Annotated in this window: 11 protein-coding genes and 1 pseudogene; 4 read left to right on the forward strand and 8 right to left on the reverse strand. The window is 48.4% G+C overall.

The window, feature by feature from the left end:
• Positions 1-75: 75 nt before the first annotated feature.
• The 3 genes from NZM01_04635 to psaA all read right to left on the reverse strand — a co-directional run bounded on the left by NZM01_04635 (position 76) and on the right by psaA (position 5,739).
• Positions 76-1,089: a hypothetical protein gene (locus NZM01_04635; GenBank protein ID MCS6959314.1), complete on the reverse strand. Its 1,014-nt coding sequence runs from the start codon at positions 1,087-1,089 to the stop codon at positions 76-78.
• A 137-nt stretch (positions 1,090-1,226) separates the two neighbouring features.
• Positions 1,227-3,455: a photosystem I core protein PsaB gene (gene psaB, locus NZM01_04640; GenBank protein ID MCS6959315.1), complete on the reverse strand. Its 2,229-nt coding sequence runs from the start codon at positions 3,453-3,455 to the stop codon at positions 1,227-1,229.
• Between the two features lie 16 nt (positions 3,456-3,471).
• Positions 3,472-5,739: a photosystem I core protein PsaA gene (psaA, locus tag NZM01_04645; protein ID MCS6959316.1), complete on the reverse strand. Its 2,268-nt coding sequence runs from the start codon at positions 5,737-5,739 to the stop codon at positions 3,472-3,474.
• Positions 5,740-6,066: 327 nt separating this feature from the next.
• On the opposite strand from psaA, the gene NZM01_04650 reads away from it, so the two are divergent.
• Positions 6,067-10,026: a magnesium chelatase subunit H gene (locus NZM01_04650; GenBank protein MCS6959317.1), complete on the forward strand. Its 3,960-nt coding sequence runs from the start codon at positions 6,067-6,069 to the stop codon at positions 10,024-10,026.
• 20 nt (positions 10,027-10,046) lie between these two features.
• Here NZM01_04650 and NZM01_04655 read toward each other — a convergent pair whose 3' ends face one another.
• The gene (locus NZM01_04655; protein ID MCS6959318.1) at positions 10,047-11,207 is read right to left on the reverse strand and encodes a tetratricopeptide repeat protein; all 1,161 of its coding nucleotides are present in this window, start codon (positions 11,205-11,207) and stop codon (positions 10,047-10,049) included.
• Positions 11,188-11,625 carry a chemotaxis protein CheW gene (locus tag NZM01_04660; protein MCS6959319.1) on the reverse strand — a complete coding sequence of 146 codons (438 nt, stop codon included), beginning with the start codon at positions 11,623-11,625 and terminating at the stop codon, positions 11,188-11,190. Before NZM01_04660 ends, NZM01_04655 begins: the two co-directional genes overlap by 20 nt.
• Positions 11,626-11,690: 65 nt before the next feature.
• Between NZM01_04660 and NZM01_04665 the strand changes: the two genes are divergently transcribed.
• The 3 genes and pseudogenes from NZM01_04665 to NZM01_04675 all read left to right on the forward strand — a co-directional run bounded on the left by NZM01_04665 (position 11,691) and on the right by NZM01_04675 (position 13,912).
• Positions 11,691-12,656, forward strand: coding sequence for a chemotaxis response regulator protein-glutamate methylesterase (locus tag NZM01_04665; GenBank protein ID MCS6959320.1), 966 nt, complete (start codon positions 11,691-11,693; stop codon positions 12,654-12,656).
• Positions 12,653-13,063, forward strand: a pseudogene (locus tag NZM01_04670) (response regulator). Before NZM01_04665 ends, NZM01_04670 begins: the two are co-directional and overlap by 4 nt.
• Positions 13,064-13,258: 195 nt before the next feature.
• On the forward strand, positions 13,259-13,912 hold the full coding sequence (locus NZM01_04675; GenBank protein ID MCS6959321.1) for a PP2C family protein-serine/threonine phosphatase: 654 nt from the start codon (positions 13,259-13,261) through the stop codon (positions 13,910-13,912).
• 59 nt (positions 13,913-13,971) lie between these two features.
• On the opposite strand, the gene NZM01_04680 is transcribed toward NZM01_04675, so the two are convergent.
• The 3 genes from NZM01_04680 to NZM01_04690 form a co-directional block, all read right to left on the reverse strand.
• The gene (locus NZM01_04680) at positions 13,972-14,373 is read right to left on the reverse strand and encodes a DUF1664 domain-containing protein (protein ID MCS6959322.1); all 402 of its coding nucleotides are present in this window, start codon (positions 14,371-14,373) and stop codon (positions 13,972-13,974) included.
• Between the two features lie 78 nt (positions 14,374-14,451).
• Positions 14,452-14,862 carry a hypothetical protein gene (locus tag NZM01_04685; GenBank protein ID MCS6959323.1) on the reverse strand — a complete coding sequence of 137 codons (411 nt, stop codon included), beginning with the start codon at positions 14,860-14,862 and terminating at the stop codon, positions 14,452-14,454.
• A 74-nt stretch (positions 14,863-14,936) separates the two neighbouring features.
• A partial coding sequence (locus tag NZM01_04690; GenBank protein MCS6959324.1) for a hypothetical protein occupies positions 14,937-15,347 on the reverse strand: 411 nt, incomplete at its 5' end.

Below are 15,347 nucleotides of genomic sequence, written 5' to 3' on the forward strand. Positions count from 1 at the left end.
AATCCACCGATCGGGGAACAGGGTTAAACAACTGTTTAAGTTTTAGCTACCAACCAAAGGCAGTCAAAAGGTAAGCTAATTTTGCCAAACGAGTTTGCATGATCGAAATACCGCAACAATATGCAAGGGAATCTTCAGACTAATCATCATAGGTAATTTCCTCTGCCTTGACACCCGTTGCATTTTCGAGCCATGTGAGATTTTTAGTCGAGCTTGGTCATCCAAGTAATATATGGTGTGGTAACTCTTTTCGTCACTTCCATCTTTCCCACCTCTAATCGTGATGTACATTTGATAGGGATTAACAACAATCCTTTCCACTAATCCCAAACAATCTTCGTTTGTATACTTTGAAAAAACTTTACTCTTTCTATAGGTTATCTTGCCCGATCGTTTATCAAACTCCCAGTACTCAGCAGTATCAAATAGCCAACCCAGTAACAGCCCAAGTAAAAAGGGCATAGTAGTCAAGGTTGCAGGAATTACTATGAAAGTATCAATTTTAATTCTTCTATACCATCCTTTAGTTAAATCCCCTACCCTCATATCTCTTGACCAATAAAGGGATTTTGTTGAGTTCTCCAAAATATAGTTGTTGATTTTACTGACAACCTCCCTCTGCTGTTGACATTTAGGTCTATAATAGGGTTCCTTATCCTGAAATAGCTCTAAATTCTCAATTCTGGTACCATCTCTCTTGATAAGGGAGACATTACAGATTCTTCCAGGTCCATCAATTTCTCCATCATCATCATAGTCAATGTTAACTGTTACCACTGATGAAGTGGCACCTCTAATGGGTGCAGAGTACAATAATCTCTTCTTACCCTCTAAGTCTGTTCCCTCCAACTTGCAATTGACGAAGTACTGTTCTGGCTTTTCACAAGTCATTTCATATAAATAGCCACGATTTGACCGTTCTTTTAAGGAGTTATAGAATTGTACAATGGGTGGCACAAGGAATATACTAATAGTAGTTACAGCAACCATTGAATTGATGATAATTCCCCTTAGAACCAGAAACTTGAGGCTTCTAGTGGAAAGCACTAGCTTTTGCTCTGAGTATTCCACGATCGATACCCTTGCCACTGCCCTTCCCCAAAACTTTCATCGCAAGCCTATCATAGACGTCCAAGTGGGTAGGCATCCCTTCACAAAGTTTTCATAAAATAAAAAAAGCCCCCCGATCGGGGAGCAGAGTCAAACAACTGTTTGGTTTTTAGCTATCAACCGAAGGCAGTAGCGGTAGAGGCAATCACAAAGGCGGCATAGGTGAAGATATAACCCACTGTAAAGTGAGCCAACCCTACCAGGCGAGCTTGCACGATCGATAGAGCTACAGGCTTATCCTTCCATTGCACTAGGTTAGCGAGAGGTGTGCGCTGGTGTGCCCATACCAGGGTCTCGATCAGCTCTTGCCAGTAACCGCGCCAGGAGATGAGGAACATAAACCCAGTTGCCCACACCAGGTGACCAAACAGGAACATCCACGCCCACACGGAGATGTTGTTCATACCGTAGGGGTTGTAACCGTTGATCAACTGGGAAGAGTTCAACCAGAGATAGTCCCGCAACCAACCCATCAGGTAAGTGGAAGACTCATTGAACTGGGCTACGTTGCCTTGCCATACTGCCAGATGCTTCCAGTGGAAATAGAAGGTCACCCAACCGATCGTGTTGAGCATCCAGAACATAGCCAGGTAGAAAGCATCCCACGCAGAGATGTCGCAAGTACCACCCCGACCAGGACCGTCGCAGGGGAAGCTATAGCCAAAGTCCTTCTTGTCAGGCATCAGCTTAGAACCACGGGCATCCAGGGCACCTTTTACCAGAATGAGAGTGGTAGTGTGCAGACCGAGAGCGATCGCGTGGTGTACCAAGAAGTCCCCAGGACCAATAGTCAAGAACAAGGAGTTATTACCAGCATTGATTGCTTGTAACCAGCCAGGCAACCACACATTGCCGTGATTAGGCCAAGCTGTAGTAGCAATGTTGTCAGGGTTAGACAGGAGTACATCAATACCGTAGAGTGCCTTCCCATGAGCAGCCTGAATCCACTGGGCAAACACAGGCTCGATCAGGATTTGCTTTTCGGGGGTACCGAAAGCAACCATCACGTCATTGTGGACATACAACCCCAAGGTGTGGAAACCAAGGAACAAAGACACCCAGGACAAGTGAGAAATAATTGCCTCCTTGTGCTCGAGTACCCGTGCCAGCACGTTGTTCTTGTTGGTTTCGGGGTCGTAGTCACGGATCAAGAAGATAGCACCATGGGCAAAAGCACCAACCATCAGGAAGCCCGCAATGTACTGGTGGTGAGTATAGAGAGCTGCCATCGTGGTGTAGTCCTTAGCCAAGAAGGCATAGGGAGGCAGAGAGTACATATGCTGAGCTACCAGGGAGGTAACGACACCCAAGCAGGCTAAGTGCCAGCCTAGTTGGAAATGCAGAGAATTGTTGTAGGTATCGTAAATGCCCTTGTGCCCATCACCCAGGAGACCACCAAAGGGAGTACCTTCGGGCGGACGGTGAGCAGCGAGAATTTCCCGCATGCTGTGACCAATGCCAAAGTTGGTACGGTACATGTGACCAGCGATGATGAAGAGCACCGCGATCGCCAAATGGTGGTGGGCAATATCAGTGAGCCACAGAGATTCTGTCTGGGGATGGAAACCACCCAAGAAGGTCAAAATAGCAGTGCCTGCACCCTGAGCCGTACCAAAAACATGATTAGCGGTATCAGGATTTTGGGCATAGACACCCCAGTTACCAGTGAAGAAGGGCAAGAGACCAGCAGGGTGGGGCTTAATGCTCAAGAAGTTATCCCAACCCACATGCACACCACGAGCTTCAGGAATTGCTACGTGTACCAAGTGACCAGTCCAAGCCAGGGAGCTAACTCCAAACAAACCAGCCAAGTGGTGATTCAGACGGGATTCAGCATTCTTGAACCAAGCCAAGCTAGGACGGAAACTGGGTTGCAGGTGCAGCCAACCAGCAAACAGCATTACACCCGCCAGGATCAGTAGGAAAATTGCCCCTTGATAGAGGTCACCCACTGTGCGCATCCCGATCGTGTACCACCACTGGTAAACCCCAGAGTAGGAAATATCTACAGGATAGCTAGCGCCAGCTTGGGTATAAGCCTCTACCGCAGCCTTACCAAATTGAGGGTCCCAAATCGCATGGGCGATTGGTTGCACATTGAGGGGGTCTTTTACCCACTGCTCAAAGTTACCTTGCCAAGCGACATGGAAGAGGTTGCCCGACACCCACAGGAAGATAATTGCCAGGTGACCGAAGTGGGAAGCAAAAATCTTTTGGTACAGACTTTCTTCCGTCACCCCGTCGTGGCTTTCAAAGTCATTAGCAGTTGCCAAGGCATACCAGATACGCCGCGTCGTGGGGTCTTGGGCGAGCGCCTGGCTAAATTTAGGGAATTTAGTCGCCATTTCTCTTCTCCTTCAATTATCCAAGTGCCCCAAAGCGTGCCAAGAAGAATGCCCAGGTAGTGGCAATTCCTCCCAGTAAATAGTGAGCTAAGCCCACTGCCCGACCTTGAATAATGCTCAAAGCGCGGGGTTGAATCGCAGGAGCGAATCTCAGCTTGTTGTGTGCCCACACGATCGATTCAATCAACTCTTGCCAGTAGCCACGACCACTGAACAGGAACATCAAGCTAAACGCCCAAACAAAGTGGGCACCCAAGAAGATCAAGCCATAGGCAGACAGAGCCGAACCATAGGACTGAATCACTTGGGAAGCCTGTGCCCACAGGAAGTCTCGTAGCCAGCCGTTGATCGTAATCGCACTTTGGGCAAAGTTACCAGAGGTAATGTGGTTGACTACCCCATCGCTCACCGTACCGAAAATATCGGACTGCATTTTCCAGGAGAAGTGGAAGATGACGATGGAGATAGAGTTGTACATCCAGAACAGACCCAAGAAAACGTGGTCCCAAGCCGACACTTGGCAAGTACCACCGCGCCCAGGTCCGTCACAGGGGAAGCGGAAGCCCAAATCAGCTTTGTCAGGAATCAAGCGGGAGTTACGGGCAAACAGCACACCCTTGAGGAGAATCAAAACAGTGACGTGAATCGTGAAGGCGTGAATGTGGTGTACCATGAAGTCTGCCGTACCCAAGGGCATGGGCGCCATAGCCACCTTACCACCCACTGCCAACACATCCCCGCCAAATACAGGACTGACGGAGTTGCTCACCCAGGGAGCAGAGTTAGCAATAAAGTTGGTGTGAATATTTTGAATCCACTGCGCAAAGATAGGCTGTAACTGGATACCTGTATCAGAGAACATATCCTGGGGACGACCAAACGCCCGCATGGTGTCGTTGTGCACGTACAAACCGAAGCTGTGGAAGCCCAGGAAAATACATACCCAGTTCAGGTGGGAGATAATCGCATCCCGGTGACGCAACATCCGATCGAGGACGTTGTCATAGGTTAGTTCAGGGTCATAATCCCGTACTAAGTAAATAGCGGCGTGCGCTGCTGCCCCACAGATCAAGAAGCCCCCAATCCACATGTGGTGCGTGAACAGGGAAATCTGGGTGGAGTAATCGATCGCAATGTAGGGATAGGCGGGCATGGCATACATATGATGCGCCACAATAATGGACAGCGAACCGAAGAGAGCCAGGTTAACTGCCAATTGCGCGTGCCAAGAGCTGGTGAGGATTTCATACAAGCCCTTGTGCCCATTGCCGCCAATAAGGATGGGGTCTTTGTGCGCTTCCAGAATTTCCTTGATGCTGTGACCGATACCCCAGTTGGTGCGGTACATATGCCCCGCAATGATAAATAGGGTAGCGATCGCTAGGTGATGGTGGGCTTGGTCAGTCAGCCACAGAGCGCCCGTTTGGGGGTTCAAACCGCCCTTGAAGGTCAAGAATTCACTGTAAGCAGCCCAGTTACCCGTAAAGAAGGGAATTGTGCCACTCAAGAAGCCCCAGTTCACCTTGGGGAACAGTTCCGCCATCAAGGAGGGGTTAAGGATGAACTCATGGGGCAAGGGAATTTCACTGGCAGGAATCCCCGCATCTAGGTAAGCATTGATCGGAATAGATACGTGGATTTGGTGACCAGCCCAAGCCAGAGAGCCTAGACCCAACAGCCCTGCCAAGTGGTGGTTCAGCATGGATTCAGCATTTTTGAACCATTCCAACTTGGGTGCCCGCACATGGTAGTGGAACCAGCCCGCAAAGAACATCAAAGCTGCCATGACTAGACCACCGATCGCGGTGCAGAGCAGTTGGTATTCATTGGTGATCCCCGAAGCCCGCCACAGGTGGAACAGACCCGAGGTAATCTGAATACCTTGGAAACCGCCGCCTACATCCCCATTGAGGATGTCCTGACCAACAATCTCCCATACTACTTGGGCGCTGGGCTTAATGTTGACGGGGTCAGCCAACCAAGCCACGTAGTTAGAAAACTTCGCCCCGTGGAAGTACATGCCACTGAGCCAAATAAAAATCACGCCCAAATGCCCAAAGTGGGCAGAGAAAATCTTGCGGGCGGTATCTTCTTCCGAACTGAAACTATCAAAGTCGTGAGCATCGGCGTGGAGAGTCCAAATCCATTCCGTTGTCTTCGGACCCTTGGCTAGTGTGCGATCGAAGTGACCAGGCTTTGCCCACTTCTCAAAGGAAGTAGGTACCGGGTTTTCGTCCACTACTACCCGCACCTTTGCTTCCGGCTTGTCAGAAGTAGCTGTCATGAGTGCTCCTCTCTACTTTGTACAAGGGAAGAAGGCTCACCAAAACTCTATAGAACCGAATCTATGAACAACATAAGGACGATAGCGGTAGAGCTTGGCTAACCTTAGCCCCTAATTATAGGGACTACCTCATCCACTGCTTAAAATCCCTTAACAAATTTTCAAAAAACAGTTACCTATTGCTCGCATCAATTACAAACAACCTAGATTTCTCATAAGATATGGTCAATGTTAATTTTTGTGAAGAAAGTCCGATCGATCGTTACATTTTTGTGTGTGTTTGCCCCAGCGGTGGTAAAACAATGTAAGTACCAAAAAAGAAGAGCTATGTTTACTGCCCTAGAGAGTACCAGGAACAGACAGGTTTCACCGACGAGTGTCAACGATCGTTTATTGATGCGGGTTGTTTACGTGGTCTTGGAGCCGCAATATCAGAGTGTGTTGACGGGGGCGGCACAGGCTATTAACAGGGACAATCCCCATGTGGCGATCGAGATAAGTGGGTACTTACTAGAAGAGCTACGCAGTCCTGAAATGTATGAGGCGTTCCAGCAAGATGTAGCAAGGGCAAATGTATTCATTGGTTCTTTGATCTTTGTAGAGGATTTGGCACGCAAAGTTATTGCAGCAGTGCAGCCCCAGCGCGATCGGTTGGATGTGTGTGTGATTTTTCCGTCCATGCCGGAGGTGATGCGGCTCAATAAGATGGGGACGTTCAACATGGCTAATCTGGGGCAGTCCAAGAGTGCCATTGCCCAGTTTATGAAGAAGGTAAAAGGTAAGGCAGGTAGTTCTTTTCAGGACAACATGCTCAAAGTGGTGCAGACGCTCCCCAAGATTTTGAAATACATGCCCATCGATCGGGCCCAGGATGCGCGCAATTTCATGCTTAGCCTGCAGTATTGGTTGGGGGGGTCACAGCAAAACATTGAGAACTTTCTGTTGATGCTGGCGAAGAACTATCTGCCGGCGGGGAAAGAAATTCAGGTGCGTGACCCGATTACCTACCCTGACATGGGCATTTGGCATCCCATTGCCCCCAAGATGTTTACAAGTCTGGCGGAGTATCTGGAATGGTTTAATTCCCGCAATGACATTGATGGGGATATGAAAGACCCCTTAGCACCCACGATCGGTTTGGTGTTAGCCCGTTCCCACCTAGTGACAGGGGATGATGCCCACTATGTGGCGATGGTGCAGGAATTAGAGTCCCTGGGGGCAAGGGTGATTCCCGTGTTTGCAGGGGGCTTGGATTTTTCTAAACCAGTAGAAGCCTATTTCATCGATCGGGGCAGGGTAATTGTGGATACGATTCTATCTTTGACGGGTTTTGCTTTGGTGGGGGGACCGGCACGCCAAGACCATCCCAAGGCGGTGGAAACTCTGCAAAAGCTGAACTGCCCCTATATGGTGGTGTTGCCCCTGGTGTTCCAATCTACGGAAGAGTGGGAGCAAAGTGAATTGGGGTTACATCCGGTGCAGGTGGCGCTCCAGGTGGCAATTCCCGAGCTGGATGGAGCCGTAGACCCGATCGTTTTATCTGGTCGTGATGGTTTGACCGGGCGGGCAATAGCTTTAAGCGATCGGATGGAATTGATTGCCAAGCGGGCATTGAAGTGGGCGAATTTGAAGCGCAAACCGCGGTTGCAGAAAAAGATTGCCATTACTGTCTTTAGTTTCCCGCCGGACAAGGGGAATGTGGGCACAGCCGCTTATTTGAATGTGTTTGCCTCTATCCACAAAGTAATTCAGAGTTTGGCGGCTAATGGTTATGACGTACAGGGGTTACCAGCCACTGCTGATGAAATGATGGCAGAGATTCTCCACAATCCCAATGCTTTGGCGGGGAGTCCGGAACTAAATATTGCCTATCGCATGCCAGTCAAAGAATACGAAGAAAATACGCCCTACGTAGAAAGTATTACGGCGCAGTGGGGACCGCCCCCTGGTCATCTCAACAGCGATGGGCAGCATCTGCTGATCTATGGCAAGCACTATGGCAATGTCTTTGTGGGGGTACAACCAACTTTTGGCTATGAAGGGGACCCCATGCGCTTGTTGTTTAGCAAATCCGCTTCTCCCCATCACGGCTTTGCTGCCTACTACACCTACTTGAATGCCATCTGGGGAGCAGATGCAGTAGTGCACTTTGGTACCCACGGCTCTCTGGAATTTATGCCTGGCAAGCAGACGGGGCTTTCTGGGTCTTGCTACCCCGACAGTCTCATTGGTCAACTGCCCAACATCTACTACTACGCGGTGAACAACCCGTCGGAGGGCACGATCGCTAAACGCCGCGGCTATGCCACCACTATCAGCTATATCACTCCTGCGCCAGAGAATGCGGGACTCCACCGCGGGCTACAGGAATTGAGCGAGTTAGTAGGTTCCTACAAGGAATTGCGCCTGGGCACGAGGGGGGCGGCTATTGTCAACACCATCATCGACAAGGTGAAGCTGGTCAATCTGGATCAGGATGTAGATTTACCCGATCGGGATGGGAAAGACATGACCCTAGAGGAGCGGGATACCTTTGTGGGGCAGGTATACAACAAACTGATGGAGATTGAATCGCGGGTGTTGCCCTGTGGTTTGCATGTGATTGGGGAACCGCCCAAGCTAGAGGAAGCCGCCGATGTGATTACCAGTATTGTCAGTTTCGATCGCTGGGAAGAGAACCTCAAATCCTTACCCCGTCTGTTGGCAGAGAGTATTGGCAGAGACATAGATGAGATTTACAAAAACAGTGATCGGGGTATTTTTGCCGAGGTGGAACTCCTAGCCCAGATCAAACGGGCGAGCCGTAAGGCGATCGAGGCTCTGATTCAAACCCAACTAGATGCAGATGGCAGAGTGTCCAGGGTAGCAGTGCTGAATTTCTTGCGGTTGGGGAAGAGTGAGCCATGGCTGGAGGCCCTGCAAGAGGCGGGGTTTGGCAAGGTCGATCGGGAACAACTCAAAGCTGTGATGGAATTTGCTGAATTCTGTCTCAAACAACTAGTGGCAGACAATGAGTTGGGCAGTTTGATTCGTGCCCTAGAAGGGGAATTTATTCCCCCTAGTCCTGGTGGTGACCCTATCCGCAATCCCCTGGTATTGCCCACGGGCAAGAACATGCACGCCCTCGACCCCCAGTCAATTCCTACCAGTGCAGCGGTGCAGTCGGCGCAAGTGGTGGTGGATAAACTGCTGGAGAAGCAAAGACAAGAGAATAACGGCAATTATCCTGAAACTATCTCAGTGGTGTTATGGGGGACAGACAACATCAAAACCTACGGGGAATCCCTGGCACAAGTTCTCTGTCTTTTGGGTGTGAGACCCTTACCTGATTCTCTGGGGAGAGTCAACCGCCTAGAGTTGATTCCCTTAGAAGAATTAGGCAGACCACGCATTGATGTAGTGGTGAACTGTTCAGGCGTCTTTCGCGACTTGTTTGTCAATCAGATGGACTTACTCGATCGGGCTGTCAAGCTCTGTGCCGAAGCGAATGAACCCCTGGAGCTGAATTTTGTCCGTAAACATGCCCTAGCACAGGCTCAGGAATTGAACATTTCTCTTCGGCAGGCAGCGACCAGGGTATTCAGCAATAGTGCGGGGTCTTACAGCGCCAATGTCAATTTAGCGGTAGAAAATAGCACCTGGGAATCAGAAGCTGATTTGCAGGAAATGTATCTCTCCCGTAAATCCTTTGCCTTTGGTTCTGAGATCAACAACCAGCAACAACGACAACTATATGAAAGTGCTCTCAAGACAGTAGAGGTGACTTTCCAAAACCTAGATTCTTCCGAAATTAGTCTCACAGATGTCAGCCATTACTTTGACTCTGACCCCACCAAGGTGGTAGAGAAGTTGCGGGGGGATGGCAAACGCCCCAAAGCTTTCATTGCTGACACCACGACTGCCAATGCCCAGGTGCGCACCCTCAGCGAGACTGTACGTCTGGATGCCCGTACCAAACTCCTCAATCCCAAGTGGTACGAAGGCATGCTCAACAGCGGCTACGAAGGAGTGCGGGAAATTTCCAAGCGTCTAGTTAACACCATGGGCTGGTCTGCTACTGCAGGGGCAGTTGATAACTGGGTCTATGAAGATGTCAATGATGTTTACATCAAAGACGAACAGATGCGCCAACGGCTGATGAACCTCAATCCCCATTCCTTCCGTAAAATGGTGGGGACGCTCCTAGAGGTACATGGTCGTGGTTACTGGCAGACCAGCGAAGCCAACATCCAACAACTGCGGGAACTCTACCAGGAGCTAGAAGACCGTATCGAAGGGGTGGCATAAACAAGAGGGGGGTGCCCCCTCTACATTTTCTCTTTGGCTAAACGATCGATTCTCTGTTGTAACACCTTTACTCCCTCTGCATCCCCCGACTGTTGTTTCAGCAACAGCAAATGGACAAGAGCAGGATAGTGATGGGGATTGATATACAATGCTTTTTGATAACATTCTATAGCTTGTTGAGGATTGCCTTGGGCTTGATAGATTTCCCCTAGGAGGGTATGGGCGTTTTCATCTAGGGGGTGGTTTTGCAGGTAGGTTTGACAGAGGCTTAGGGCTGCTTTTAGTTCGTTTTGATCGGCTTTGCGGCGTGCCTCTTCCAATAATTGAGGAGTAGTAACTGCAGGGGAGGGTATAGGAGGAGGCGGCAATAGAGGAGTGGAGATAGCAGGAGAAGGCAATTGTGGTGACAGCTTCCGAAAGACAAAGGCTTTTACACTACCACCTAGCACAAAATTGCTCTCCGTCAAACACCCTACTTCCGAATGACCAACAAATAATAGACCATCATTGGTCATAGCTTTATGCAGATTATGCAGGGCTTTTCCACGACTTTCCCGATCGAGGTAGATCAACAAATTACGACAGAAAATAATGTCATAGTAATTCACCCGTTGGAACTGCAGGATATTACCGTATTGGAAGTTGACCTGTTTTTTCACTTGGTCGAGTAACTGATAGCTGTCATTAACCACGGTAAAATAAAGATCGATAAGCTGGGGGTCAGTACCTCGGAAGGAGTTTTTGGTGTAAATCCCTGTTTTGGCTTTTTCCAGGGCACGATAACTGACATCCACAGCATCGATCGTGAACTGATAGGGCAGCAATCCTGCTTCCAAGAGAGCAATAGCGATAGAGTAGGGTTCTTCCCCTGTTGAGCAGGGCAAACTGAGAATACGCCAGGGCAAATGCCGCCGCTGCAGATGATTTTTTTGCACAAAACCTTGCAGGAATAAAAACGGTTCTCGATCGCGATAAAACCACGTCTCGGGTACAACTACCGCTTCGATCAGAGCTTGCAGTTCCTCTGCCGATCGTGTTAAGTAATCATAGTAGCTTTGCTCATTGGTGATATTAACTGCTGCCATCCTTTGTTTGATTGCTGCCAGAACAGGGAAAGTACCAATTGCTGTACTATCTAAGCCAATTTTCTGCCGCAGCAGTTCAATAATTAGAGCTGCCACCGTCATCACCCATCAATAACAACTGGGGATTAACCTTTGCGGCTAAGCGATCGAGTCTGACCTGTTGGATTACCCCCTGCTCGTCTACAGCTAGTTGCCCATTGGTAAATCCCATCTCCTGCATAGCCACAGTTTCCGTCACCTTTTCTGCCACTAATCCCCAAATTTGCCGTTTTTGCTCTAGGGGATGTTCCACCAGGATAATTCTGGTACTCAGGCGGGGGGCAGCTGCCTTGCCCTGCAGCAATTGACATAAATCTACTACAGGCACTAACTTATCAAAATAGCGCATTAAACCAGCAACATAGGGAGGAGCCTGCCGCTGGGGGATAAGTCGTACTAAAGGCACGATCGTTAAAACATAACGACATTCTAAAGCGTAGCGCTCTTCCCCACACTGAAATAATAGCATTAACATAGGAAGTTAGCCCTTAAATATTAAGATTATTCTAGGACGGTTAGTGATAAGCAGATTGGGGGAATATGCGTATTGCCATTGTCAACGACACACTTATGGAAGTGGAGGTGCTGCGGCGGTTAATTACCTCTGTGCCAGGTTATGAAGTGGCATGGATTGCCCGAGATGGAGAAGAAGCTGTCATGAAAGCCCAGACTGATACCCCTGATCTGATTCTCATGAACCTAATTATGCCCCGCATGGATGGGGTGACCGCCACAGAGCTAATTATGAAACAATCCCCCTGTGCTATCCTCATTGTGACATCGGGAGTGAAAGAACATTCCGCCCGTATTTTCGCTGCTATGGGGCATGGTGCCCTCGATGTGGTGGATACTCCCTCCCTGGAGGATAGAACCCTCCTCGCCAAAATTGCCAACATTGCCAAGCTCCTGCAAAAAAATGGGACAAGCAACAGCCGATCGGTCACAAAACTAATAGCCATTGGGGCATCCACAGGGGGACCGAAGGCAGTCGCCCACATTCTGACCCAGTTACCCAGGGATTTGAGCGCCGCTGTAGTTGTCATTCAGCACGTAGATGCCCATTTTGCCCAAGGACTATGCGAATGGTTAAACGAACAGTCCAGCCTGCCTGTGGAAATTGCCCAGGAAAACCAAACCCCCAGCCCTGGTCGTGTGTTTCTTTCTAGCACCAATGACCATTTAGTGATCACAGCCCAACAGACCTTTAAGTACACCCCTGAACCGAGGGATACCCCCTATCGCCCTTCTGTTGATGCCTTTTTCCGTAGTCTGCACAAACATTGGCGTAGTAAGGGGATTGCCATGGTCTTGACAGGCATGGGTAGTGACGGTGCCGAGGGATTGAAACTACTGAAACAAAAAGGATGGTACACGATCGCCCAGGACGAAGCCACTAGTGTTGTGTACGGGATGCCCAAAGCTGCTAAGGAACTGGAAGCCGCCACGGAAATTCTACCTATAGAGAGGATTGTACCCGCCTGTTTGCGCCACTTGGGGAGGGTATGAGCAACAGTCGTTTGGTCTCCGATTTTACCCGTTATCCTGCAGCAGTGTTATTGGTTGATGACCAGCCAATGGTCGCAGAAGCTGTGCGGCGCATGTTAGCAGGAGAGAACAATATTTCATTTTTTTACTGTGATGACCCCGCCCAAGCGATTAAGACAGCAATTGATGTCTCCCCCACTGTAATTTTACAGGACTTAGTTATGCCTGAGATTGACGGCATTATGCTAGTCAAATTCTTCCGTTCCCACCCCTCTACCCGCAATATCCCCATGATTGTTTTATCCACTAAAGAAGACCCCAAAGTAAAAGCGGAAGCCTTTGCCGTCGGTGCCAATGATTACCTCATAAAACTACCGGACAAAGTGGAACTAATTGCCCGCATCCGCTATCACTCCCGCGCCTATTTGAACCTCTGTTTAGCCGAAGAAAGAGCTACCCAACTAGCCCTTGCCAATGAAGAAATTAGTAAACTAAATGCCCGCTTGAAGCAGGAAAACTTACGCTTAAGTACAGAGTTAGAAGTTGCCCGCAAAATTCAAGCTATGATTCTGCCTAAGTCAGAGGAGTTGATGGCTCTGCAAAAACTAGACATTGATGGCTTTATGGAGCCAGCTTCTGAGGTAGGGGGAGATTACTACGATGTCTGGCAGAACAATGGTGTATTACATTTAAGCATAGGAGATGTAACGGGGCATGGCTTAGAAAGCGGTCTCTTGATGTTAATGGTACAGACAGCAGTACGTGCTATTTCAGCCCTGGATATTTCCGATCCCATTACCTTTTTACAAGCCCTCAATAAAGTAATTTATGAAAATACTAGGCGAATTAATTCCGATCGGAATCTCACTTTTATTCTGCTGTCCTACAAAAATGAACAACTGACGATCACTGGTCAACATGAGTCAGTAATTTTACTCAAAGGCGGAGGGGAAATTGAGTTAATAGATTCTATAGATTTGGGATTTCCTATTGGTTTAGAAGCAGACATTCAAGAATTCATTCACTCGGTTAGTATTCCTTTCAAAAGTGGGGACATAGTCCTATTATACACTGACGGCATTGTCGAAGCAGAAAACAGCCAAAAACAACACTATGGCTTAGACAGACTTTGTGATCAGTTAAAACAAAACGCCCATAAAACCGCCCAAGAAATTCGCAAAGCCATTATTAAGGACCTAAAAGCCCACATTGGTAAGCAAAAAATCTATGATGACATCACTCTATTAGTGATTAAACATCCTGGGAGTTCCAAATGAGCCTTGATGTTTACACTGGATGATTTCCTCAGACTTGGGCTTACATCGTTCTCTCTTTTTTAGAGAACACTCATTGTATTGAGAAAGTCAGCAAAGCTAGTGAGCAGTTTTTTGACATCGATGGGAAAGAGGAATCTGCCGAGGGCAAGGAGAATGCCGCCCAAAACTGTGGCAAAAATACTTCTGGTGATGAATTCTTGATTGCTGATGCGTTTGTCAAAGCCATCGAGTTTGGCTTCTATGGTCTTGATGTCCCCTTTGAGTTCATTTCTGACTGCCTGTATTTCCCCTTTGAGTTCGTTGCGGACACCCTCCACTTGTGCCCGTACTTCCTTGATTTCGCCCCGCAACTCGGCAAAGCCTACCTCCATCTTTTTGTCCAGATGGTCAATCCTTTTGTCCAGCTCAGCAAATTTGCCCAGAATCAAGTCCTTCAGCTGTTCATTGGTAATGTCTGCCATCGATCGAGTTGCCTAAAAAACTACTAGGTAGGAATAGTATACCTGAATCATGTAATCCCGATCGTCCTCTCTTTTGCGTCAAACCCCCATTGTCTTGAAAAAGTCAGCAAAGCTAGTGAGGAGTTTTTTGACATCGATGGGGAAGAGGAATCTGCCGAGGGCAAGGAGAATGCCGCCCAAAACTGTGGCAAAAATACTTCTGGTGATGAATTCTTGATTGCTGATGCGTTTGTCAAAGCCGTCGAGTTTGGCTTCTATGGTCTTGATGTCCCCTTTGAGTTCGTTTCTGGCTGCCTGTATTTCGCCTTTAAGTTCATTGCGCACTGCTTGTATCTCGCCCTTGAGTTCAGCCCGAACAGCATCTACTTGCACTCTTACTTCCTTGATCTCTCCTCGCAGCTCAGCAAAGCCTACCTCCATCTTTTTGTCCAGCTCGGCGAATTTGCCCAGGATTAAGTCCTTGAGTTGCTCATTGGTTATCTCTGCCATCGGGGGAATTTCCTACAAAACTACTAGGGATAGTATATCTCAATCACATAATCCCGATCGTGCTCTCTTTTTTGTCAAACCCTCATTGTCTTGAAAAAGTCAGCAAGGCTAGTAAACAGTTTTTTGACATCGATCGGGAAGAGGAATCGAGCAATGGCAAGGAGAATGCCACCCAAAACTGTAGCAAAGATACTTCTGGTGATGAATTCCTGATTGCTGATGCGTTTGTCAAAGCCGTCTAGCTTGCCTTCTACAGTTTTAATTTCTCCTTTGAGTTCATTAGTTACTGCCTGTATCTCACCTTTGAGTTCGTTGCGTACTGCCTGTATCTCACCTTTAAGTTCAGTGCGTACTGCTTGTATCTCACCTTTGAGCTCAGTTCGTACAGCATGTACTTCAGTACGAATAGTTTCCATCTGTGCTCGTATCTCCTTGATTTCTCCCCGCAGCTCGGCAAAGCCTACTTCCATCTTTTTGTTCACCTC

It is taken from the genome of Pseudanabaenaceae cyanobacterium SKYG29 (genome assembly GCA_025055675.1).
Lineage (GTDB): Bacteria > Cyanobacteriota > Cyanobacteriia > Pseudanabaenales > Pseudanabaenaceae > M5B4.

Excerpts from the sequence above, each read along its gene's own strand:
- psaB (MCS6959315.1), bottom strand. The coding sequence starts at position 3,455 with ATGGCGACTAAATTCCCTAAATTTAGCCAGGCGCTCGCCCAAGACCCC.
- psaA (MCS6959316.1), bottom strand. The coding sequence starts at position 5,739 with ATGACAGCTACTTCTGACAAGCCGGAAGCAAAGGTGCGGGTAGTAGTG.
- NZM01_04650 (MCS6959317.1), top strand. The coding sequence starts at position 6,067 with ATGTTTACTGCCCTAGAGAGTACCAGGAACAGACAGGTTTCACCGACG.
- NZM01_04660 (MCS6959319.1), bottom strand. The coding sequence starts at position 11,625 with ATGTTAATGCTATTATTTCAGTGTGGGGAAGAGCGCTACGCTTTAGAA.
- NZM01_04665 (MCS6959320.1), top strand. The coding sequence starts at position 11,691 with ATGCGTATTGCCATTGTCAACGACACACTTATGGAAGTGGAGGTGCTG.
- NZM01_04675 (MCS6959321.1), top strand. The coding sequence starts at position 13,259 with ATGGAGCCAGCTTCTGAGGTAGGGGGAGATTACTACGATGTCTGGCAG.
- NZM01_04680 (MCS6959322.1), bottom strand. The coding sequence starts at position 14,373 with ATGGCAGACATTACCAATGAACAGCTGAAGGACTTGATTCTGGGCAAA.
- NZM01_04685 (MCS6959323.1), bottom strand. The coding sequence starts at position 14,862 with ATGGCAGAGATAACCAATGAGCAACTCAAGGACTTAATCCTGGGCAAA.